The following is a 20,779-nucleotide window of genomic DNA, read 5'->3' on the forward strand; positions in this document are numbered from 1 at the left end:
AAAAATTGAGAGGTTTTTTTTAATATTTCAAAGTCTGATTAAAAACTCAAAACGCGAATATCAATTCTTCTGTTTTGCGCCTGACATTCTTCGCTATCATTTTCCGGACAAACAGGAAATTGTGAGCCGAAACCTTCTGCTTCAATTCTATCTGCAGCAATTCCTAGTTTTATCAACTCCAGTTTTGCTGTGGAAGCACGAAGATTTGATAAAGTTTTATTGGTTTCTTCTGAACCTGTATTATCTGTGTAGCCACCCATTTTTAATTTTAAAGTAGGATAAGCATACATTATTTTTGCAAGATTTTCCAGGTGAACCTGCGAACCCGTTTTAAGTTCACTTCTACCGGATTGAAAAAATAAATTCTGAATCGTAAACCAACTTTCTTTATTAAGCAAATTTTGATCTTTATTTTCTACATCCTGCGCTAATAAAGCCATTTCACTATTTTGACCTACGTTGATCGTTTCATTATTTGGCAATTTGTACTGCATCACGGGACCCAATTCATAAACATAGTCTCCATCTGTATTTAGTTGACCTAAAACAGGTGTAACACCACCAACTTCGGTATTAGTCGTCGCAGCTGCAACTCCACCTTCAGCACTAACCATTTTCTCAAGTGACTGTAATTTTTCAAGTCTGTTTTGTCTGATGGTATCGCCATGAACTTTTAGTAACGATGGTGCAATTACCAAAGAAACTATGGACATTAATTTAATTAAAATATTCATTGAAGGACCGGAAGTGTCTTTAAATGGATCACCCACAGTATCACCTGTTACAGATGCTTTGTGTGGCTCCGAACCTTTGTAAAAAATTTCTCCTTTAATATCTGCTCCCTTTTCAAAAGATTTTTTGGCATTATCCCAAGCACCACCTGCGTTATTTTGAAACATTCCCATAAGAACGCCACTCACAGTTGCACCAGCTAAAAATCCACCTAAAACTTCTGGACCGAAGATAAATCCAACCAAAATTGGTGAAATAATGGTGATCGCTCCTGGCAACATCATTTTTTTAATCGAAGCATCTGTAGAAATAGCGACGCATTTATCGTACTCCGGTTTTCCTGTTCCTTCCAAAATACCAGGTATTTCTCTAAACTGTCTTCTAACCTCTTCTACCATTGCCATTGCTGCTTCTCCAACTGCACGAATTGCTAGTGATGAAAATATAAAAGGGATCATTGCCCCCACAAATAAACCAGCTAAAACGTCCGCTCTGTAAATATCAATACTGTCAATTCCTGCAATTCCCACGAAAGCTGCAAAAAGAGCCAAAGAAGTTAAAGCTGCAGAAGCAATTGCAAAACCTTTTCCAGTAGCAGCAGTCGTATTTCCAACAGCATCCAAAATATCTGTTCTTTCTCTTACTTCACTTGGTAATTCACACATTTCAGCGATTCCACCAGCGTTATCTGCAATTGGTCCGAAAGCGTCGATCGCTAACTGCATTGCTGTTGTAGCCATCATTCCGGCTGCTGCAATCGCAACTCCGTATAAACCTGCAAAAGCATAAGAGCCAATAATTCCACCTGCTAAAAGTAATATTGGTAAAAAAGTACTTTCCATACCAACAGCTAAACCACCGATAATATTAGTCGCATGTCCGGTAGAAGATTGATTAACAATACTTTGAACCGGTCTTTTTCCCATTGCCGTGTAATATTCGGTAATAACGCTCATTAAAGTTCCTACGATTAATCCAACTATTATTGCGCCAAAAACGCCCATTTTAGTAAATGCATGACCACGAAGTTCCATGTTCTCCGGCATAATGAAATTTACCAGAAAAAATGCAGCAAATGCTGTAATTACGATACTTCCCCAGTTTCCCAAGTTTAAAGCATTCTGAACTTTTTGAGTACTTAATCCTGCATCTTCAGAAATTTTTACGAAGAAAGTTCCTAAAATTGAAAATATAATTCCAGTTCCAGCAATTAACATTGGTAATAAAATCGGTGCAAAACCACCATAATTATCAACAGAAATCGTTTCTCTTCCTAAAACCATGGTTGCTAAAACAGTCGCCACGTAAGAACCAAATAAATCGGCACCCATTCCGGCAACATCGCCCACGTTATCTCCCACATTATCTGCAATAGTTGCAGGATTTCTAGGATCATCTTCCGGAATTCCAGCTTCAACTTTTCCAACTAAATCAGCACCAACATCGGCAGCTTTAGTGTAAATTCCACCACCAACTCTTGCGAACAGTGCTATAGATTCTGCTCCTAAAGAAAAACCAGTCAAGATCTCAATAGTTTTCTCCATTTCAAGAGAATTAACTAAAGCGTCTGGTGCAAATATTTGTTTAATAATAATAAACAATGATCCTAAACCTAAAACTGCTAAACCGGCAACACCTAATCCCATCACAGTTCCACCAGTAAAAGAAACTTTTAAAGCTTTTGCTAAAGATGTTTTTGCAGCCTGCGTTGTTCTAACGTTTGATTTTGTTGCGATCTTCATTCCAATAAATCCTGCAGTTGCGGAAAAAATAGCACCAACAACGAAAGAAATTGCGATACTCCAGCTTGAGTTTTCATTGGAATAACCCATGATTCCAAGTAAAATTGCGACAATCACCACGAAATAAGCCAATATTTTATATTCAGATTTTAGGAACGCCATTGCTCCGTCTGAGATATAACCGCTGATGAGCTTCATTTTTTCATCGCCCGCATCCTGTTTTGTAACCCAGTTGCTTTGGATAAATGTGTAAATCAAAGCCAAAACGCCAAAGACTGGCACTAAGTAGAATAGAAAATTCATAGTTTAAATAATTTTTGTTAAATAGGTGCTAAATATAGAAAATTCTAATGAAATTTAACTAAATAAAAAAGAAAAGATAAAAATTAACCGATTAACTTTAAATAAAAAAAAACTTTGCCCCCAGAAATGAAGGCAAAGTTTGTAGTTAAAATTTTAAAATTATTGCGATATACTATCCACCAAATTTATTGGCGTAATCTTTTTGTGAAGCAATAATCACTTCTTTTGCATGTTCAGCGCCGTAAACAAGGTCAATCCGACATTTTGATGGCTCTGAAGGTAAGTTTTTATACGTTAAAAAATAATGCTGTAAACGGTTAATTTCCGCTTCAGGCAATTCAGAAACATCACGAAAATGTCCGTAAGACTGATCACCAACCATTACCGCAACAATTTTATCATCCGCTTCACCTTTGTCGATCATTTTAAAACCACCGATTGGAATAGCATCCATTAAAAGATTTCCTGCATGAATATTATGAGAACTTAAAACCAAAATATCCAGCGGATCATGATCTCCTGACGCAACATCTTCAGAACCACTTTCTATAGCAAGTCTTTGCACTTCATCATGACAATAAGTTCTTGGTATAAAACCGTAAAGCGCAGGAATAATATTGGAAAATTTCTGCGGCCTGTCAACTTTTAAATAGCCACTTTCTTTATCTACTTCGTATTTAATGGTATCTGAAGGTACAATTTCTACGAAAACTGTAACAACGTCCGGTGCATTTTCTCCGGCGGAAATTCCGTGCCACGGGTGGGCTTTGAAATTTGGAATCATTTTATAATATTTTAATTTAAAAGCGCAATATCTCTGCGCATATCGTTAATTGTATCAGAAATAAAATCTGATTCTTCTACATATTTCATTAAAAAAACCGTTTTAAAATCCTGCAGATCTTTCACATTATTAGTTTCTTCATATGTTTTGTGGAGAAGCTGCACAATGTTATTTTTGGAAGTCACTACATTATTCCAGGTTGTAAGTCTTAAATAAAGTTGCTGTGACGCATTATATTCAAATTCTTCCTGAATATTTTTTTCCGTTAAAAATACAAATTCGTTAGGTTTTAATGCGGCGTCAAACTTCATCACCAAATTTGCAGGTTTTAAACGTTCTAAAAAAAGCGTCATTCGCTCATAAGCCTGCAACTTGTTTTCTGAGTTTGATTTTAAACTTAAGATTTGAATTTCCTTATTTTTAAACTCAATAAATTTATAAACAAACTGACGCACAAAAACCAGAAATGGAATTGCGATTATTAAAGCAAATGCGTAAGGATAATAAGTTTCAAAATTCATATGAAAAATCAGGGTGCAAAATTACTGATATTTTATTTCTTAGTAGGAAAATTTCTAAATAATTGTTCTTTGCTATTTAAGACAAAAATTAATGATAAAATAATCAGTAAGTAGAATCCGAGCATCATTCTACTAACAAGAGATGGAAATATGAAAAATCTTATAAAAACAGTCGCGTAAATAATGAATAAAAACAAAGAGAAAAACTGAACATATTTCTTATTTAATGAATATTTACTTGATAAAACAGAAACAATAATAATCAACAAAATCGGAAAATAAGAAGCATTAAACTCCAGAAATATGCTGCTTTTTATGACATTAAAATAATCTAAAAAATTGAAAACATCTGGATGAGAAATCGGGTAAAGCTGTACTTTAGTAAATTGATTCATGAATAAAACAGACCACGGAATCTGATTAAAAAACTGTATGAGTCCAAAACTTATGACAAAATATGAAAATGAAAACAACAGGATTTTCACCTCAAAATTGAAATTTTTTCGGAAAAAATAAAGCATTAAAAGAAAGAACGTGTAAAAAACAAAATAGTCTGGTCGCGTAAAAATACAAAGCATTCCAAAAATGGTCGTAATTAATAAGTTTTTTTTGATTAATGTAAAATAGACACTTAAAATTAGGAGCAAACATGCTAAAACATCCGGAGAAGCGTGTCTGGAAGCTTCTAAAAGTGGCTTAAATAAAGAAATTAGTATAGTTAATGCTAAAGCTAAAAAAACATTAGATAACTGGCCTTTTAAGAACAGAAAAATTAAGAATACAATTAGAAAATAACTTACAATACTGATAATAAAGGTAGATGCAGAAGCACTAAATCCAATTTTATAAAAAACCGAATTAATAAAATTGTAGAAAGGTTTTACGGTAAAAAGCTGTAATTCTTCTTCATAAATTTTAGGATTTTGAGAGATCATTTTGTAGTAAATGTTTTCGCCTATTGTTTTTTCTGATGTAGAATTGTTGGCTTCCAGGAGTTCGGGATTTTTTATTTTAAGCTCGGCATAAACCTTTTTATGGATGGTTTCGTTATCCATTTTCGGAAAATTATACTTGTAAACCAGACCCATATAAGCTTCGATATCAGAATTATAATATTGATGCTTATAGAGATATACAGACATTATGCATAAATATACAGTCAAAAATAATACAGCAATTTTATCAATTTTTAAATACTTCGGCATTTTGATTTTGGCGTTTATGACTGATTATTTATTATTTTTAATTAAATATTTTAGATCTTAAAATTTCAATTTTAGAATTTTGCAAATATGGATAGTGCTCCAATTCCGGACGAAATCCCCGGAAAAACTCTTCAACGGAAGAAATTTCACTTCCTTCAAAATCAAAAGCTTTAGTGCTAATATATTTTTTTAAAACTTCATCTATCAAAATTGACGAACCGCCAGTTTTTATGAAATTTGGATCATTAAAAGTTCCTAGAAGTGCAACCGTTTTTTCTGAAACTTCAATTGCAATCAGATTAATTAATTTTTTGTGGAAGAAAAAACCATAAAATTCTAAACCTTTATTTTGATGAAGCTGTTCGAAAAGAGATAAAAAACTTCGTAAATCTTTTGATCTGATTATTTTTGATATACTTTTTTCAATAAAATCCAGGGCAATTTTTATATCTATCTCTTTGGATACGAAAGAATTATCTAAAACTTCTTGGTCTAAACGTAACTTTCTTTTACGCTTTGGAGAATAATTTTGCCGCACATTTTCGTAATTATCCGGTGCTATATAATAATTTTTTTTCGTCGCTAATGGTTTGGAAAATACATTTTTTGCATTGAATGCATAATACCAAATTATATATTTTTTTTCTAAAAACTCTAAAAACAAATCATTAATTTCTCGGTTATCTTCAATGGAAAAAACTCCTAATTGCTGACAAAGTTTAGGATTTATAACAAATTTAAAACCCCATTTTTTAACAAAAGGAATTGGCATAACGGATTCATAGTCATTTAAAACCAACAAATCCCATCTTCGGTGCGAGGTAATATCTAAAAAAACTTTTTCTGCAGAATATTTGTATTGCTTTGAATGAATTAAACATTCAGAATATTTTTTAAAATCTATTTCAGAATAATTTAAGATTTTAATCATAATAAATTTTCGTCAGCATAAGAAAAATAGGTGCTTTGCGTAATAATAAGATGATCTAAAAGTTGGATTTTTAAAATTTTTCCTGCTTCAAAAATTTCTTTTGTAATAGCATTATCTGCTTGTGAAGGCTTTAAATTTCCCGAAGGATGATTGTGTGCGATCATTATTGCGCTGCAAGAAAACTCCAAAGCCAATTTGAAAAGTACACGTAAATCTACCAATGAAAAATTAATCCCACCTGTCGAAAGTTGAGATTTACCTAAAATTTTATTGTTTTGATTTAAAAAAATGACCCAGAATTCTTCAGTTTGCAAATCCGCTAAACGTGGATGAAAAACTTTAAAAGCGTCAACACTGCTGGAAATTTTTATCTTTTCGGGAACTTCTTGTGACGCTTTTCTTCGACCAATTTCCAAGGCTGCAGAAATAGAGATGGCTTTTGCTTCGCCGATTCCTTTAAACTTCATTAAATCCTGAAGATTCAGTAAACTTAGGTTATGCCAATTATTGCCGACAGATTCCAAAATTCTTCTTGCCAATTCTACCGCCGACTCTTCTCTGCTTCCACTGCTCATTATTATGGCTAAAAGTTCAGAATCAGACAGTGAACTTTTACCTTTTAAAGCAAATTTTTCGCGCGGGCGATCATCTTCAGCAAGAAATTTTATAGACATATATTTATGAGTAATAAGAAATATGTAATGAGCAATTAATTAATAATCAATCCATCTTTCATGATCAACTTTCGGTCTGTGATCTCTGCTAATTTTGGATTATGCGTTACAATAACAAAAGTTTGGTTGTATTTATCACGCAAGTCAAAAAATAATTGGTGAAGATCATCTGCATTTTTAGAATCTAAATTCCCTGAAGGTTCATCAGCGTAAATAATTTTCGGCGAATTTATCAATGCCCGCGCAACCGCAACTCTTTGCGCTTCACCACCGGAAAGTTCATTTGGTTTATGGTGTAATCTGTCTGTTAACCGCAAATCATCAAACAAAGCATAGGCTTTATCCATCGATTCTTTTACATTTTTTCCCGAAATTTTTGTTGGGAGAAGTACATTTTCTAAAGCCGTGAATTCTGGCAATAACTGATGAAACTGAAAAACAAAACCAATTTTTTCATTTCTAAATTTTGATAGTTGTCGGTCATTCATATTCACGAAAGATTCTCCGTCTAAGGTTATTTCCGTTCCATATTTTTTGTAAGCACTCGGTGAATCCAAAGTTCCCAAAATCTGCAAAAGCGTTGATTTTCCAGCGCCGGATTCTCCTACAATAGAAATAACTTCCCCTTCTTTTATATGAACTTCCACCCCTTTTAGCACTTCCAAATTGCCGTAAGATTTATGAATATTTTTTGCTTTGATCATTTTTTAAATTTAAATTATTGATATTTTTTAATCAAATAATTACAATGTTTTTCTTTAAATCAATATTTATTGAAAGAATATTTGCTCCCATTGATATACTTCACGCAAAAGAAAATATTTTAATATTTATTTTTCTAATCATTTTCTCAAATTTAATTAAAAAAATCCTTTCAAAATTAATCTGAAAGGATTTTTAATTATTTTAAATAAATTATTACAATAATAAACTTAAAGGACTTTCTAGATAAGTTCTCAAAGTCTGTAGAAATTGTGCGCCAGTTGCGCCATCAACTACTCTATGATCACATGCAAGTGATAATTTCATCGTGTTTCCTACGACAATTTGTCCATCTTTTACAATTGGTTTTTCAATAATTGCACCAACTGATAAAATCGCAGAATTTGGCTGATTGATGATTGAAGTAAAAGTCTCAATACCAAACATTCCTAAATTTGAAACTGAAAAAGTAGAACCTTCCATTTCGTTGGCTTTCAAACCTTTGGATTTTGCTCTTCCTGCCATATCTTTTACTGCCGCAGAAATCTGAGTATAATTCATGAAATCTGTATTTTTCAATACAGGAACTACCAGTCCATCAGGAATCGCCACTGCTACACCAACATTTATATCACCGTGGTGAATAATTTTATCGGCTTTCCAGGAAGAATTTACTTGCGGATGTTTTCTAAGAGCCATCGCAGTTGCTTTTATGATCATATCATTAAAGGACACTTTCACACCAGGTAAAGCGTTAATTTCCTTTCTTGCTTCGATCGCTTTATCCATGGTGATTTCAACCATTAAATAATAATGCGGTGCAGAAAATTTGCTCTCTGTCAAACGTTTTGCGATTATATTTCTAACCTGAGAATTAGGTGTTTCTGTATCCTGACCAGCCACAAAGTTTGTTGGCATTTGAACTGGTTCTACTTTTACTGCTGCATCTTGCTCAGTTTTTTGAGGTGCTGCAACTTCTGCTTTAGCAGCTGGTTGATAATTTTCAATATCTTTTTTTACGATCCTTCCATTGTCTCCACTTCCTTTTAGAGAATGTAAATCAATTCCTTTGTCTTCCGCCATTTTTTTAGCCAAAGGAGAAATTGCAACTCTATCTGTAGAATTTTGGTTGGCAGAAATTTCCTGTTTTTCTGAAGATTCTGTTTTAGTTTCAGAAACTGTGTTTTCAGCTTTACTTTCCTTTGGTTTATCTTCAGATTTTTTTGGTGCGGAACCTCCAGAAATAATCCCGGAAACATCCGTTCCCTCGGGACCAATAATCGCTAAAACCGTATCAACAGGTGCACCTTCGTTTTCTTCTACGCTTCTGTATAAAAGTGTTCCGTCAAATTCGGATTCAAAATCCTGAACAGCTTTATCGGTTTCAATTTCAGCAATAATATCGCCTTCTTTTACTTTATCTCCAACATTTTTATGCCATTTTGCTACTTTTCCTTCCGTCATCGTATCGGAAAGTCGTGGCATATTGATCACTTCGACGCCTTCAGGGATTTCGCCGGAAGTTTGATCATCAGATGTACTTTCAGATTTTGCATCTTCTTTATCTTCCTGCTTTTTATCTTCAGTTTTTTCCGAATCTTTAGTTGAATTTTCTCCACCTTTTAAAGCGGAAATATCTTCCCCTTCTTCTCCAATAATCGCTAAAATTGAATCAACCGGTGCAGAACCGTTTTCTTCTACACCTACAAATAAAAGTGTACCGTCAAACTCTGATTCAAAATCCTGAACAGCTTTATCTGTTTCAATCTCTGCTAAAATATCACCTTCCTTTACAGAATCTCCTACTTTTTTATGCCATTTCGCCACTTTTCCATCAGTCATCGTATCGGAAAGTCGGGGCATTGTAATTACTTCAGCCATAATATTTTTAATATATTAATTTAATAATTTGAAATTTTAGAATATTTGATTTTTAAAAATTATCAAATTAAATTATTTTCTACTTTATCTACGAATGGATAGTTTTCCTGCGCGTAAACGTAATCATAAACCTTTTCTGGATCCGGATAAGGTGAATTTTCCATAAACTCTACGCATTCATCAACAAATTCTCTGGATTTATTTTCAATTTCCTCTAACTGCTCTTGTGTTGCCCAATTATGTTCCAAAATTCTGGCTTTAATAAGCTCAATAGGATCATCATTTTTGTGCATTGCCACCTCTTCTTTCGTTCTGTAAGGTTCCGCATCTGACATTGAGTGTCCTCTGTAACGGTAAGTTCTCGCTTCTATAAAAGTCGGACCGTCACCTCTTCTTGCTCTTTCGATCGCTTCGTAAGCCGCATCCGCCACTTTTACCGGATCCATAGCATCCACGGGAAGACAAGGCATTTCATAACCTAATCCCAATTTATATATATCTTCGTGATTGGCAGTTCTGCTCACAGGAGTTCCCATTGCATATTGGTTATTTTCTACAACAAAAACAACTGGAAGTTTCCAGTTCATTGCCATATTAAAAGTTTCGTGCAAAGAACCCTGACGAGAAGCACCATCACCAAAAAAACAAATATTTACACCACCTGTTTGAAAATATTTATCAGCAAAAGCAATTCCTGCACCTAAAGGAATTTGGCCACCAACAATTCCATGACCGCCATAAAAACGTTTTTCTCTACTAAAAATGTGCATAGAACCTCCCATTCCGCCAGAAGTTCCGGTTGCTTTTCCACATAATTCTGCTAAAATTCTTTTTGGATCAACGCCCATCGCCATTGGATGAATATGGCATCTGTATGCGGTAATCATACTGTCTTTCGTCAAATCCATCGCATGTGTAAAACCTGCAGGAATAGCTTCCTGACCATTATATAAATGTAAAAATCCTCTGATTTTCTGTTTTAAATAAAGAGAACGGCATTTATCTTCAAACCTTCTCCACATCGTCATATCTTCATACCATTTAAGGTAAACTTCCTGCGAAAATTCTTTCATACTTAGATTCTTATTTTTTATTGTCCCATGTAATCGATTTCTTCTTGCTATTTGTTTCCAAATCCTCGCAAGGTCGATTTCATATTAATTCTGGAATATTAGGCAAAAATAATAAAAAACTTTCTTTTTTTACTACCAATACTTACTAATTAATTTTTTTCACGTCCAATTTTTAACTTATTTTTGAAGAATTGAAAAATATGATGCAAAAAGTGCCTCCATTAGTTTTAAAAATTTCAAAAATTATTTCAAACTGCTTCAATCCTTTGTTTTCACTTTTGCTGTACTTTCTTTATGTAACAGTAAAATTTGAAACTATCGAAAGTGGTTTAAAAAAATTTGCAATCATTTTTTTGGTAATAATTTTACCTATCTCCTACTGGATTTTCAGACGTGTAAAAAGCGGTAAATATTCTGACGCTGATGTTTCCGATCGGGAGCAGAGAAAATCTCTTTATTACTTTATAATCGCAGCGCTTATTTTGTTTAATGTTATCAGTTATCTTGTTAACAAAAAGCTCGATTCTGTAATGTTGTATTTGCTTTTACTGCTATTTTTAATGCAAATAAGTAATTTTTTCATTAAGAGTTCTATGCACACCGCTTTAAATATTTTTACAGCGGCATTATTTTTTTCACAAAATCACACTTTCGGAATCATCTGGCTGCTAATCAGTTTCTTAGTTGCGGTGACCAGAATTATTTTAAAAAAACATACTCCAAATGAAGTCATAAGTGGCGCAGTCATTGCAGTTTTTGTTTCGTTTCTATTTCTAAATTTTAATTCAATTCTATGAAAATAACCAATCTTACACCGGCTGAAGAGGACATTATGACTTCCTTATGGAAATTAGATTGTGCTTATATGCGCGACGTAATTGCGGCCCTTCCGGAACCAAAACCGCATCAAAATACAGTTTCCACTTATTTAAAAATTTTAACAGAAAAAGAATTTTTAAAAACCCAAAAGGAAGGAAGAATTTTTAAATATCAAGTCATTATTCCTTTTGAGGATTATCAAAATTTTAAATTAAAACAACTTCTCGAGAATTATTTTTATAAAAATCCGAAAAATTTAATTGAGAGATTGATCGAGCTCGATATTATCACTCCAAAAGATCTTTACAGTCTTTTTGAAGTAAAAACAAGCGTCGTTTCCAAAACTAAAAAGAGAGAGAAGAAAAAGTCTGCTTTACGAGAATATGTGGATGAAATCACGAATAAAAAACAGAAAAAAAAGAAAAATAAAAAGTAAGAAGCCTGGTTTTTTCCAAAATTTTTCACATGTTTTAAATCTTTTTAAAATAAAGTTGGCTTTGTTCAGTTAAATTATCAATAAACAATTAAACTGCATTTCATTGGGAATTAAGTTTAAATATTGATCATATCAATTTTTGATTTAAAGCCAGAACTAGATTCTTAACCTATCTTTAATTATTTAAGAAATTGCTAAATTTTATCAATATAATTCACATTCATAATTTCTATCAAATTATATTGTGCGCAATTTAATTGCAGACTATCTTTGCTGAAATATTAAAATAAAAAATTATGTCATTAATAGAAGATCTAAATTGGAGACACGCTGCAAAAGCCTACGATTCAACTAAAAAAGTATCTCAGGAAGATTTAAATAAAATTTTAGAAGCCGCGAGATTAGCGCCAACTTCATCCGGATTGCAACCATTCCGAGTGATTGTTGTAGAAAATCAGGAATTGAAAGAAAAAATGGTTGAAGGTGCATTAAATCCTGAAGTGATGAGAGATTGCTCACAAGTTTTGGTTTTCGCCGCATGGGATCATTATTCTGACGCCAAAATTGACAAAGTTTACGATCATCACACCGATGTAAGAGATTTAGAAAGAGGCAGATTTAGCAGTTATACAGACAAGATCAAGGAATTATATAATGGTCAAACGCCCGAACAACATTTTGAACACACAGCTCGCCAAACATACATTGCATTGGCTTTGGCAATGGCTCAAGCGGCAGAATTGAAAGTTGATGCAACACCAGCAGAAGGTTTTAGCAATGCCGTTGTTGATGAGATTTTAGACTTGAAATCATTAGGTTTAAAAAGCGTTACGCTTCTTTATTTGGGTTACAGAGATGATGCAAATGACTATTTGGCGCACATGAAAAAAGTGAGAATACCGATGGAAGAATTTATTATTAGAAGATAATTTTTTTATTTGGGAAGACCATTTCTCATTCCGTTCGGAAAACTAAAAATAGGTTTTAATGATTCAGATAAAGAAAGAAAAACTAAATCATACAGACGAGGAATTTGAAGATTTAAAAACAACGATCAATAAATTATTAATTAAAATATCAAAATAAAATGAAAACATTGTACACAACAACCGTGACTTCAAAAGGCGGTAGAGAAGGAAAAGTAGAAAGCGAAAACGGCGTACTTTCTTTGGAAGTAAAAACACCAAAAGCAATGGGAGGTGCAAATGATGATTATGCAAACCCGGAAATGCTTTTCGCAGCGGGATATTCTGCCTGTTTTGGAAGCGCATTAAGTTTAGTTATCGGTAAATCTAAAATGGAAACCGGCGAAACTTCAGTTACAGCAAAAGTAAGTATCGGAAAAACTGACGATGGTGGTTATGGTTTAGCCGTTGAAATGGATGTCAATATTCCAGGCGTTTCTTTGGAAGAAGCACAATCTTTATCAGATCAAGCACATCAGGTTTGTCCTTATTCTAATGCAACGAGAGGCAATATCGAAGTAAAAATTGCTGTAAGCAATAATTAGAAAAACACAAATGATGGAGATTTATTACGGTAATTTCTAAAAGTTACAGGCTCCACACAACACAAATAATGGAGAATAAAAGGCTCAGATTTATGATCTGGGCTTTTTTTATTTAATTTTTGTAAATTTAATTTAAAACTTCAAATAAAGAAAACATGAAATTAAAAACCATTTTATATGTGCTAAGTTTACTAATGCTTTTCGCAGCAATTGCATTGTTAGTTGAACTTCCAAATTCAAACAGATATAGTACGATTTCGGGAATTCTTACTTCCTGTGGTTTTGGTTTAAATATCGCGGGATATTTTATGCCTTCAGAAAGTACAGTTAAGAAAGCAGCATAAAAATCAAATTTAAATAAAAAAGACTCAAATTATAAAAATTTGAGTCTTTTTTGTGACCGCGACAGGGTTCGAACCTGTAACCTTCGGAGCCGAAATCCGAAATTCTATCCAGTTGAACTACGCAGCCTAAATCATCAGCAATAAGTAATAAATAATGGGTAATTTTAATATTACTTATTACCAATTACTCATTATCAATTACTCATTTCCAATCCTAAAAAGTTATCTTCACGCCACCTGTAATCTGTGCGCCCAAAACTTTGTAGCCGTTGAACGTCTGGTATTTGGTGTTCAGTAAATTATTACCGAGTGCAAAAATACTGAAATTTTTGTGAATTTTGTACTCTGCGGATAAATTTAAATCTGCATAACCGCCCACTTTTGTATTTCTATTTTCCGTGGAAACGTAAGAAGTTGGACTTAAGGTACTATTTGGATTTATTTCAAAAGAATTTGAAGTTCGGTCCGTTATAAAAATGCCTTTAAAACCGAAATTTAATTTCTTGTCGAGCATCGAATAATTCGCTGTCAAGGTTGTTTGAAATAATGGTTTATTAAACACTTCATCCAAATCCTGTAGTTGGTATTTCTGGACCAAAAGTTCAGCACCTAAATCAAGATTTTCTAAAGGAAAAACCTGCACACTTCCCTTCACTTCACTCACATTTCCATTGTCATAAACGGCAGAGTAAGTATTTGCAAAATTATAAGCGGATCGGTTTAAAGTAAATTGCTGATCGAAAATATCGTTCGCCTGAAAAAATAACATTTGGTTAATTTTAGAATAACCGGCAGAGAAATCATATTTAATAGTCTGATCAAAATCACCTTTCAAACCGACATAACCGTGGTATTTTGTGTGTGTCGGTCGAAGTTGAATATCAGAAACCAAAAACGGATTTTCCTTTAAAAGTTCTGCGTAGGAATTTAGCTTTAATCCACCATCAACGCCGGCGTAAAATTTAAATTCGTCTTGTGGCGCAAATAAAATTTCTACTTTTGGTGACCATAAAACTTCACTTTTTTGGTATTCCAGCAAAATTAAACTTTCATTTGTTCTGTTTAAAAAATTGACATTTGCACCAATTTTTAGATAAGAATTGTCTTTATAAAAACTAATTTGTGGTGTTAATGACGCATTAAAAAAGTTTGAACTGTTTTGATTTAACAAAGAAAAATCAGTCTGTAAAGTTTCTAATTTTACGCCTAAATCAGTATTTAACTTAAAGTTGTCATTTTGAAAAAGATCATATTTTGAAAGATTCACCGTAATAGCGCCTTGATTTTCTTTCGCATCAAAATGGTCATTTAAAAATGAAGTTTGCAAACGCGCATCATTTAAAATATCATTAGAGTAGAAATCATAAAAAGCATTAACTTGAAACTGATTCGTTTTCTGTTTTAAATCTACATTAGAATCAGGTTGCAAAGCATAAATCCCGTAATAATTATAATCCTGCAAACCAAAATTGGCTTCAACATTTAATTTTCCTTTATCGCTATAGGAATTTAGAAATGCACCCAAAGTTGCGCCGGATTGTTTGGAATTCCAGTTGTAATCATCCTTTAAACCATTTGTTGAAAGGAAATGAAAATCCGCCCCAACTTCCATTTTACTTTCTAAAACAGTGGAAATATGCGCGTCACTCAAAATTTTACCATAATTCCCCATTCCGAAACGGACATAATTATCCTGATAATCTTCTTTAAATTCCGGTGAAATATCTTCACCCTGAATCGTAGAAGTTTTGAAATCTGAAACCGCCGGCACATTCGTAATGTCATAAGTTACCGGATTTGCAGATTTCTCTTCTGGCGGATAATTTTTAATACTTTCCACCGAAGTTTTTTTCTTCTCGATTTTCTTTACTTCAGGTTCTCTTTTCTTATCTAAAATTAATTTTTCCTCTTTAATTTGGGAAAAGGCAATTTGAGAAAATCCTAAAAAAAGGAAACTTAATATTTGAATTCTTTTGTTCATTAATGTGTGGTTTTTACCTAAAATTTTAAAAACATAAAAACTAATTATAGAATCTAATGTCTAATCTCTAAAATCTAATGTCTATTTCTTAATTAATTTTTTCACCTCTTTCGCTTCCGCCACAATTTCCGGGAAATCGCCGTAATTTGAAATAATCTGGTCGCAGGTGTAACTCGCCTGATAATTATCTTTCAAAGCCAAATAATTTCGCGCCATTAAAACCAAAGATTTTGCGCCCCAAAATTCTTCAGAAGCATAATTATTGGCCAATTTAAATATCGTTTCATTGGAAGATTTAAAGGCTTTTCCTTTATTTTGGTAAAAGGCTTTTGCATAAAGCGCTTCCGCCGCCACTTCCGTACTTGATGATTTTTCTAAATTGGCAAAAGCAGTTTGCGCGTCCTTATCTTTACCTTTATTCATTAAACTTCGCGCTTTTATCACTTTCGCCTGTTCCAAAACTGCCGCTGAATTTTTAGAATTATTTAAAACCAGATCGGCATAATTTTCTGCCTGAACAAAATCTTTTTCGTCCGCAGAAATCTTCATTAATTCTACGTTAGCGTAATTTTTAATATTAGCGTTTGAAGAATTTGCTAAAGTTGAAAGGTATTTTTTAGCGTCCGAAGAGTTGTTTTGCGAAATATAAATTTGCGCAACTCTTGTCGCCGCATCTTCCTGATAATCATTTTGCACATTCGCCACTTCCTGCAATGTTAACAAGGCTTTTGTCGGGTTTTGTGTTTGAAAATAACTTTCGCCTAACTCATACTTTGCTTGAAATAAATTCTCGCCGCTTGGATTTTGCGTTAAATATTTTTCATAATAAGAAACCGCATTTTTAAAATCTTTTTTAGCGTAAAACTGTTTCGCCGTATTTAGATTTATCTCATCAATTTCTGAGGAATCAATTTTTACATTTAAATCAGATGCAAATTTTTGATAACCTGCAGTATCACCATTTTTGGTAAAGATCGGTCGAGCCGCCTGAACAATTTTTTCAGCGTAAGCGGTATTTTTATATTCCTGACCCAATTGTCTTAAATCTGTTAACGCTTTATCAGATTGGTTTAAATCAATAAAATTTTGCGCTCTGTAAATTTTCGCATTTGCGACTAAATCTGCATCAGAACTTGTTTTTATAACCTGGTTAAAATAATCATTTGAATTATTAAAATCGTCATTTGACGCATAAGCAGAAGCAATTTCGTATTGCGCGTCATCTGTGTAATCTGAATTTCTAAAAGTTGAGATGAGTTTTTTCAATTCTGCAATCTTACCAACGGAATCACCTTTAAATCCTAAAGCCATTCCCTTTTGAAAACTCGTATAATCACTTCCACCTTCCGTTTCATCATAAACGGCGATCGCTTCATTAAGTTGATTATTAGCATAATAAGTATCACCTAATCTTAATTGCGCATCATTTTTAAATTCTGGTTTTGGATTTTTAAGATATTCTTCAAAAGAATTTTGTGCTTGCGGAAATTTTTTAGATTTAAAATAAGCATAACCCAAATCGTAAGTGAGTTGTTGCTTTTCCGGGAAATTATCGGCGGTTCTCAATTTTTCAAAACGCACAATTGCTGAGGGATAATTTCTCTGTTGATAATAAGTTTGCGCCAACCAATATAAGGCTCTTGGCGTAAATTCTTTATTTTGATTTAATTCTAAACTGCGTAATAAATACTTTTCAGCCGCATCATAATTTCCTTTGTTAAATTCTTCCGTTCCTAATAAATAAGAAACTTCCTGATCTATTTTATCGGTTTCCGGTGTAGAATTTGGCAATTGATCGATCGCCGCTAAAGTTTCTTTGTAATTCCCGGAATAGAGATAAGATTTAATTAATAATTTTTTTAGTTCCGGAACCTGGGAATTATTTGGATATTTTTTTACAAATTTTTGAATAACAATTGGCGCTGATTCATACGGATTTCCAATATCATAACTCAATTTTGCATACTGAAGAAAAGCCAATTCCTGCACTTTTTTATCGTAAGTCATTTCCGAAGACGAACGAAATGCGGTTAATGCTTCCTGCTTTTTATTAACTTCCAAATAAGCATTTCCTAACTGATAATAAGCATTTTGCGCAACAGGTGACTTACTGTTAATCAATTGATTATAATAAGAAACGGCTTCATCATATTTTTTAATTTCCGCCGAAACAAATCCCATTTCATACAAATCATTTTCAGACGGATTTGGTTTAGAATCAGCATAAATTTTAAGATGCGGATACGCCGAAACGTAATCTTTTTTCATAAAATAACTTTCTCCGATAATTTTATGAACTTCCGTTTTGTAATCGCCGGATAAATTTTCATTTAATAAATCATTTCCTTCAGAGATCGCTTTATCATAATCTTTATTATTGTAAAAAAGTTGAACATAATAAGGTTTTACGGCCTTAGAAAACTTCGGATTTTCTTTTATTTGGTCAAAATATTGAAAGGCTTTATCATTTTGTTTATCAGCGTAATAAAGATGTCCGAGCATGTAAGCAACGTCCGGTTTTTCAGTTTCCGGGACATTATTATAGGCTTCTTCCAGCGCTTGAATCGCACCTTTAGAATCGCCCGTCATAAATTTTGCGTAACCTAATTTTAAAATATATTGCGTGTTTTCTTCCCTGCTTAATTGTGATTGATTCACTTTTTGCAAAGTTTCCAAGGCTTTTGCAAAATCTTTTTGACCCAAATAATAATCCGCCAAAGGTAAATTCGCTTGTGCAAAATAAGCAGATTTTGGATAGTCGCGCATGAATGCTTCCAAACCCTGTTCTGCGTGATCGCGTTTTAAAATAACGCCAATTACATTATCAAAAAACTGGGCGGCTTCTTTTTTTGAAGCGCTTAAGTTTTGATTGTAAAAATACTGTCGCGCATATTCAAATTGCGAAGCGTTGTAAACTTTCGATTGGTAAAGGTTTTCCGCTAAATTAAATCGGTAAGAATCCTGGTCGGTAAAGTATTGAGATTGTTGAGCCTCGGAAAATCCGTAAAGAAAAATTGCTGCCGCAATCATGGTATTTTTTGAGTTCATTAATGAATGTTTTGTGTGAAAAAGGTTTGGGATAAAATTAATTTACAAGAAAAAAGTTATCCACAAAATATCAACGAAAATAGTTAAAACTAATTTTAAATACAACGATTTTAAGTGGAAGTTAGTTTGTGGATAAAGTTAAAAAAGTGTTAAAATGAAAAATTTCAAGAAAACATGTGTGAACTAATACTAACCAATTAATTATAATTAAGCATGTGTTATAAAAATAATTTTAAACACAGAAAATCACATTAGGAGAAATCAGTTTTGAATTATAATTTTCAGCATCAAAAGTATTTTTTCAATAATTATTAGGTAAAGATTTAGAAAAGTTTATTTTTGTTAAATAATTGTTAACTGAAAATTACCATGAACCAACTTTTTAGAAGAAAATCACTGAATGCAACGATTGACGGAGGCGGCGATGGAGAAACTCATTCTTTAAATAAAGTTTTGTCCGTCAAAGATCTCACGTTTTTTGGGATTGCGGCAATTATTGGTGGTGGAATTTTCAGCGCTATTGGAAATGCATGTTTTACTGGTGGTCCCGCAGTAATTTTACTTTACGGAATGTGCGCCGTTGCGTGTGGTTTTACTGCAATGTGTTACGCAGAATTTGCTTCACGCGTTCCTGTTTCCGGAAGTGCTTACACTTATGCGTATGTTAGTTTTGGGGAAATTTTCGCCTGGATCATAGGTTGGGCTTTGATCATGGAATATTCTATAGGAAATATTTACATCGCATTTTCCTGGAGTGGTTATTTTACAAATTTGTTAGAAACGGTCGGTTTACATATTCCAGAATGGCTAACTATTAATTATAAATCTGCGCACGCGGCTTTTTTAGAAACAAAACCCGGCGAAGGTTTTACTGCGTGGAATACTGCACCAGTAATCGGCGGTCTGAAAATTATTTTCGATTTGCCTGCTTTATTAATTAATGTTTTTATTACGTTTTTAGTTTACCGCGGAACGAAAGAATCTAAAAATTTCAGTAATGCGATGGTTTATATAAAATTGGCGGTGATCCTTTTGGTGATCATTGTTGGCTTCACTTATGTTGATATTGACAACTGGAAACCATTTATGCCAAACGGTTTTGGCGGTGTAATGGCGGGTGTTTCAGCGGTTTTTTACGCTTACATTGGTTTTGATGCCGTTTCTACTTTAGCCGAAGAATCGAAAAATCCGCAGAGAGATTTACCACGGGGAATGATTTATTCTTTGGTAATTTGTACCGTAACTTACATTATTTTAGCCTTAGTTTTAACGGGAATGGTTTCTTACAAACAATTGGGCGTAACAGATCCATTAGCCGAAATTTTTGCGATAAAAGGTGTGAAATGGATGTTGTTTATTGTTTCAATTTCCGCCGTTGTGGCGATGACAAGTGTTTTGCTGGTTTTCCAAATGGGACAACCAAGAATCTGGATGACGATGAGTCGCGATGGTTTAATGCCTAAAAAATTAGCCAAAATTCATCCAAAATATAAAACGCCAGGTTTCGCAACAATTCTTACAGGGTTTGTAGTTGGCGTACCTATCTTTTTTACGGATGAAAATTTAATTTTAGACTTCACAAGTATCGGGACTTTGTTTGCCTTTGTTTTGGTTTGCGGCGGTGTTTTAATGCTTTCGCCACAAAATGAAGCAGAAATGGCAGAAAGAAAAGGAAAATTTAGAATTCCATATGTCAACTCAAAATTTATATTCCCTCTTGGTTTTATATTAGGAGTGTTTTTGGCTTATTATTTTATCCCAAACTACTTTTTTGATATGTTTGCCGATGTTGTAAAAAACATTCCGCTTATTTCATTCTTCATTGTTTGTGCGGTGATTTCGGTTTTGGCTTTTATGAAAAACTTGTCTTTAATTCCAATTTTAGGACTGATTTCATGCTGTTATCTTTTAACAGGAATGAGCACAGAAAACTGGACCTGGTTTGGAATGTGGCTTGTTTTAGGCTTAATTTTCTACTTTTCTTATGGGAAGAAACACAGTAAGTTGAGAAATGTGGAAGGTTAGATTTTAAGTTTAAATCAAAAAATAATTTTGTCATTCCGAAGGAATCTACGCAATGATTTTAACGGCTT

17 protein-coding genes and 1 tRNA gene are annotated in these 20,779 nt (G+C 33.2%); 6 read left to right on the forward strand and 12 right to left on the reverse strand.

All coding sequences use genetic code 11. The features are described 5' to 3' along the window. Positions 1 to 38: 38 nt before the first annotated feature. The 9 genes from BM238_RS04840 to pdhA all read right to left on the reverse strand — a co-directional run bounded on the left by BM238_RS04840 (position 39) and on the right by pdhA (position 10,548). Entirely contained in the window at positions 39 to 2,777 is a 2,739-nt protein-coding gene (locus BM238_RS04840) for a sodium-translocating pyrophosphatase (protein ID WP_090079026.1), read from the reverse strand. A gap of 172 nt (positions 2,778 to 2,949) precedes the next feature. Further along, a complete protein-coding gene (locus tag BM238_RS04845) occupies positions 2,950 to 3,561 on the reverse strand; it encodes an inorganic pyrophosphatase (RefSeq protein ID WP_090079027.1) in 612 nt (203 codons plus the stop codon). Between the two features lie 11 nt (positions 3,562 to 3,572). Further along, on the reverse strand, positions 3,573 to 4,082 hold the full coding sequence (locus tag BM238_RS04850) for a DUF7935 family protein (RefSeq protein ID WP_090079028.1): 510 nt from the start codon (positions 4,080 to 4,082) through the stop codon (positions 3,573 to 3,575). A 32-nt stretch (positions 4,083 to 4,114) separates the two neighbouring features. Then, a complete protein-coding gene (locus BM238_RS04855) occupies positions 4,115 to 5,224 on the reverse strand; it encodes a hypothetical protein (RefSeq protein WP_090079029.1) in 1,110 nt (369 codons plus the stop codon). A gap of 100 nt (positions 5,225 to 5,324) precedes the next feature. Further along, a complete protein-coding gene (locus BM238_RS04860) occupies positions 5,325 to 6,218 on the reverse strand; it encodes a hypothetical protein (protein ID WP_090079030.1) in 894 nt (297 codons plus the stop codon). Further along, positions 6,215 to 6,892: a RadC family protein gene (gene radC, locus BM238_RS04865; RefSeq protein ID WP_090079031.1), complete on the reverse strand. Its 678-nt coding sequence runs from the start codon at positions 6,890 to 6,892 to the stop codon at positions 6,215 to 6,217. The genes BM238_RS04860 and radC overlap by 4 nt, the downstream gene beginning before the upstream one ends. A gap of 35 nt (positions 6,893 to 6,927) precedes the next feature. Continuing rightward, positions 6,928 to 7,596, reverse strand: a complete 669-nt coding sequence (locus BM238_RS04870; protein WP_090079032.1) for an ABC transporter ATP-binding protein — start codon at positions 7,594 to 7,596, stop codon at positions 6,928 to 6,930. Between the two features lie 214 nt (positions 7,597 to 7,810). Beyond that, on the reverse strand, positions 7,811 to 9,475 hold the full coding sequence (locus BM238_RS04875) for a pyruvate dehydrogenase complex dihydrolipoamide acetyltransferase (protein ID WP_090079033.1): 1,665 nt from the start codon (positions 9,473 to 9,475) through the stop codon (positions 7,811 to 7,813). 62 nt (positions 9,476 to 9,537) lie between these two features. Then, positions 9,538 to 10,548: a pyruvate dehydrogenase (acetyl-transferring) E1 component subunit alpha gene (gene pdhA, locus BM238_RS04880; RefSeq protein ID WP_090079034.1), complete on the reverse strand. Its 1,011-nt coding sequence runs from the start codon at positions 10,546 to 10,548 to the stop codon at positions 9,538 to 9,540. Between the two features lie 200 nt (positions 10,549 to 10,748). Here pdhA and BM238_RS04885 point away from each other — a divergent pair, with 200 nt between their 5' ends. The 5 genes from BM238_RS04885 (at position 10,749) to BM238_RS04905 (ending at position 13,657) form a co-directional block, all read left to right on the forward strand. Continuing rightward, on the forward strand, positions 10,749 to 11,345 hold the full coding sequence (locus tag BM238_RS04885) for a phosphatase PAP2 family protein (protein ID WP_090079035.1): 597 nt from the start codon (positions 10,749 to 10,751) through the stop codon (positions 11,343 to 11,345). Then, positions 11,342 to 11,803 (forward strand): BlaI/MecI/CopY family transcriptional regulator, encoded by a 462-nt coding sequence (locus BM238_RS04890; protein WP_090079036.1) that lies wholly within the window; start codon positions 11,342 to 11,344, stop codon positions 11,801 to 11,803. Before BM238_RS04885 ends, BM238_RS04890 begins: the two co-directional genes overlap by 4 nt. 296 nt (positions 11,804 to 12,099) lie before the next feature. Continuing rightward, a complete protein-coding gene (locus BM238_RS04895) occupies positions 12,100 to 12,732 on the forward strand; it encodes a nitroreductase family protein (protein WP_090079037.1) in 633 nt (210 codons plus the stop codon). 158 nt (positions 12,733 to 12,890) lie between these two features. After that, complete coding sequence (locus BM238_RS04900; protein ID WP_090079038.1) at positions 12,891 to 13,313, forward strand: organic hydroperoxide resistance protein; 423 nt, start codon at positions 12,891 to 12,893, stop codon at positions 13,311 to 13,313. Positions 13,314 to 13,468: 155 nt separating this feature from the next. Then, positions 13,469 to 13,657 (forward strand): hypothetical protein, encoded by a 189-nt coding sequence (locus BM238_RS04905; protein WP_090079039.1) that lies wholly within the window; start codon positions 13,469 to 13,471, stop codon positions 13,655 to 13,657. Between the two features lie 53 nt (positions 13,658 to 13,710). Here the strand turns inward: BM238_RS04905 and BM238_RS04910 are convergent. From BM238_RS04910 to BM238_RS04920, 3 genes are all read right to left on the reverse strand, one after another. Continuing rightward, a tRNA-Arg gene (locus tag BM238_RS04910) sits at positions 13,711 to 13,784 on the reverse strand. A gap of 87 nt (positions 13,785 to 13,871) precedes the next feature. Then, positions 13,872 to 15,638 carry a TonB-dependent receptor gene (locus BM238_RS04915; protein WP_090079040.1) on the reverse strand — a complete coding sequence of 589 codons (1,767 nt, stop codon included), beginning with the start codon at positions 15,636 to 15,638 and terminating at the stop codon, positions 13,872 to 13,874. Positions 15,639 to 15,719: 81 nt separating this feature from the next. Then, the gene (locus tag BM238_RS04920; RefSeq protein WP_090079041.1) at positions 15,720 to 18,686 is read right to left on the reverse strand and encodes a tetratricopeptide repeat protein; all 2,967 of its coding nucleotides are present in this window, start codon (positions 18,684 to 18,686) and stop codon (positions 15,720 to 15,722) included. A 369-nt stretch (positions 18,687 to 19,055) separates the two neighbouring features. On the opposite strand from BM238_RS04920, the gene BM238_RS04925 reads away from it, so the two are divergent. Next, positions 19,056 to 20,711 carry an amino acid permease gene (locus BM238_RS04925; protein ID WP_090079042.1) on the forward strand — a complete coding sequence of 552 codons (1,656 nt, stop codon included), beginning with the start codon at positions 19,056 to 19,058 and terminating at the stop codon, positions 20,709 to 20,711. Positions 20,712 to 20,779 lie beyond the last annotated feature (68 nt).

This window comes from Halpernia frigidisoli (genome assembly GCF_900113805.1).
GTDB lineage: Bacteria > Bacteroidota > Bacteroidia > Flavobacteriales > Weeksellaceae > Halpernia > Halpernia frigidisoli.

Excerpts from the sequence above, each read along its gene's own strand:
- BM238_RS04850 (WP_090079028.1), bottom strand. The coding sequence starts at position 4,082 with ATGAATTTTGAAACTTATTATCCTTACGCATTTGCTTTAATAATCGCA.
- BM238_RS04905 (WP_090079039.1), top strand. The coding sequence starts at position 13,469 with ATGAAATTAAAAACCATTTTATATGTGCTAAGTTTACTAATGCTTTTC.
- BM238_RS04900 (WP_090079038.1), top strand. The coding sequence starts at position 12,891 with ATGAAAACATTGTACACAACAACCGTGACTTCAAAAGGCGGTAGAGAA.
- BM238_RS04875 (WP_090079033.1), bottom strand. The coding sequence starts at position 9,475 with ATGGCTGAAGTAATTACAATGCCCCGACTTTCCGATACGATGACTGAT.
- pdhA (WP_090079034.1), bottom strand. The coding sequence starts at position 10,548 with ATGAAAGAATTTTCGCAGGAAGTTTACCTTAAATGGTATGAAGATATG.
- BM238_RS04915 (WP_090079040.1), bottom strand. The coding sequence starts at position 15,638 with ATGAACAAAAGAATTCAAATATTAAGTTTCCTTTTTTTAGGATTTTCT.
- BM238_RS04895 (WP_090079037.1), top strand. The coding sequence starts at position 12,100 with ATGTCATTAATAGAAGATCTAAATTGGAGACACGCTGCAAAAGCCTAC.
- BM238_RS04885 (WP_090079035.1), top strand. The coding sequence starts at position 10,749 with ATGATGCAAAAAGTGCCTCCATTAGTTTTAAAAATTTCAAAAATTATT.
- BM238_RS04860 (WP_090079030.1), bottom strand. The coding sequence starts at position 6,218 with ATGATTAAAATCTTAAATTATTCTGAAATAGATTTTAAAAAATATTCT.
- BM238_RS04925 (WP_090079042.1), top strand. The coding sequence starts at position 19,056 with ATGAACCAACTTTTTAGAAGAAAATCACTGAATGCAACGATTGACGGA.
- BM238_RS04890 (WP_090079036.1), top strand. The coding sequence starts at position 11,342 with ATGAAAATAACCAATCTTACACCGGCTGAAGAGGACATTATGACTTCC.
- radC (WP_090079031.1), bottom strand. The coding sequence starts at position 6,892 with ATGTCTATAAAATTTCTTGCTGAAGATGATCGCCCGCGCGAAAAATTT.
- BM238_RS04845 (WP_090079027.1), bottom strand. The coding sequence starts at position 3,561 with ATGATTCCAAATTTCAAAGCCCACCCGTGGCACGGAATTTCCGCCGGA.
- BM238_RS04870 (WP_090079032.1), bottom strand. The coding sequence starts at position 7,596 with ATGATCAAAGCAAAAAATATTCATAAATCTTACGGCAATTTGGAAGTG.
- BM238_RS04920 (WP_090079041.1), bottom strand. The coding sequence starts at position 18,686 with ATGAACTCAAAAAATACCATGATTGCGGCAGCAATTTTTCTTTACGGA.
- BM238_RS04840 (WP_090079026.1), bottom strand. The coding sequence starts at position 2,777 with ATGAATTTTCTATTCTACTTAGTGCCAGTCTTTGGCGTTTTGGCTTTG.
- BM238_RS04855 (WP_090079029.1), bottom strand. The coding sequence starts at position 5,224 with ATGTCTGTATATCTCTATAAGCATCAATATTATAATTCTGATATCGAA.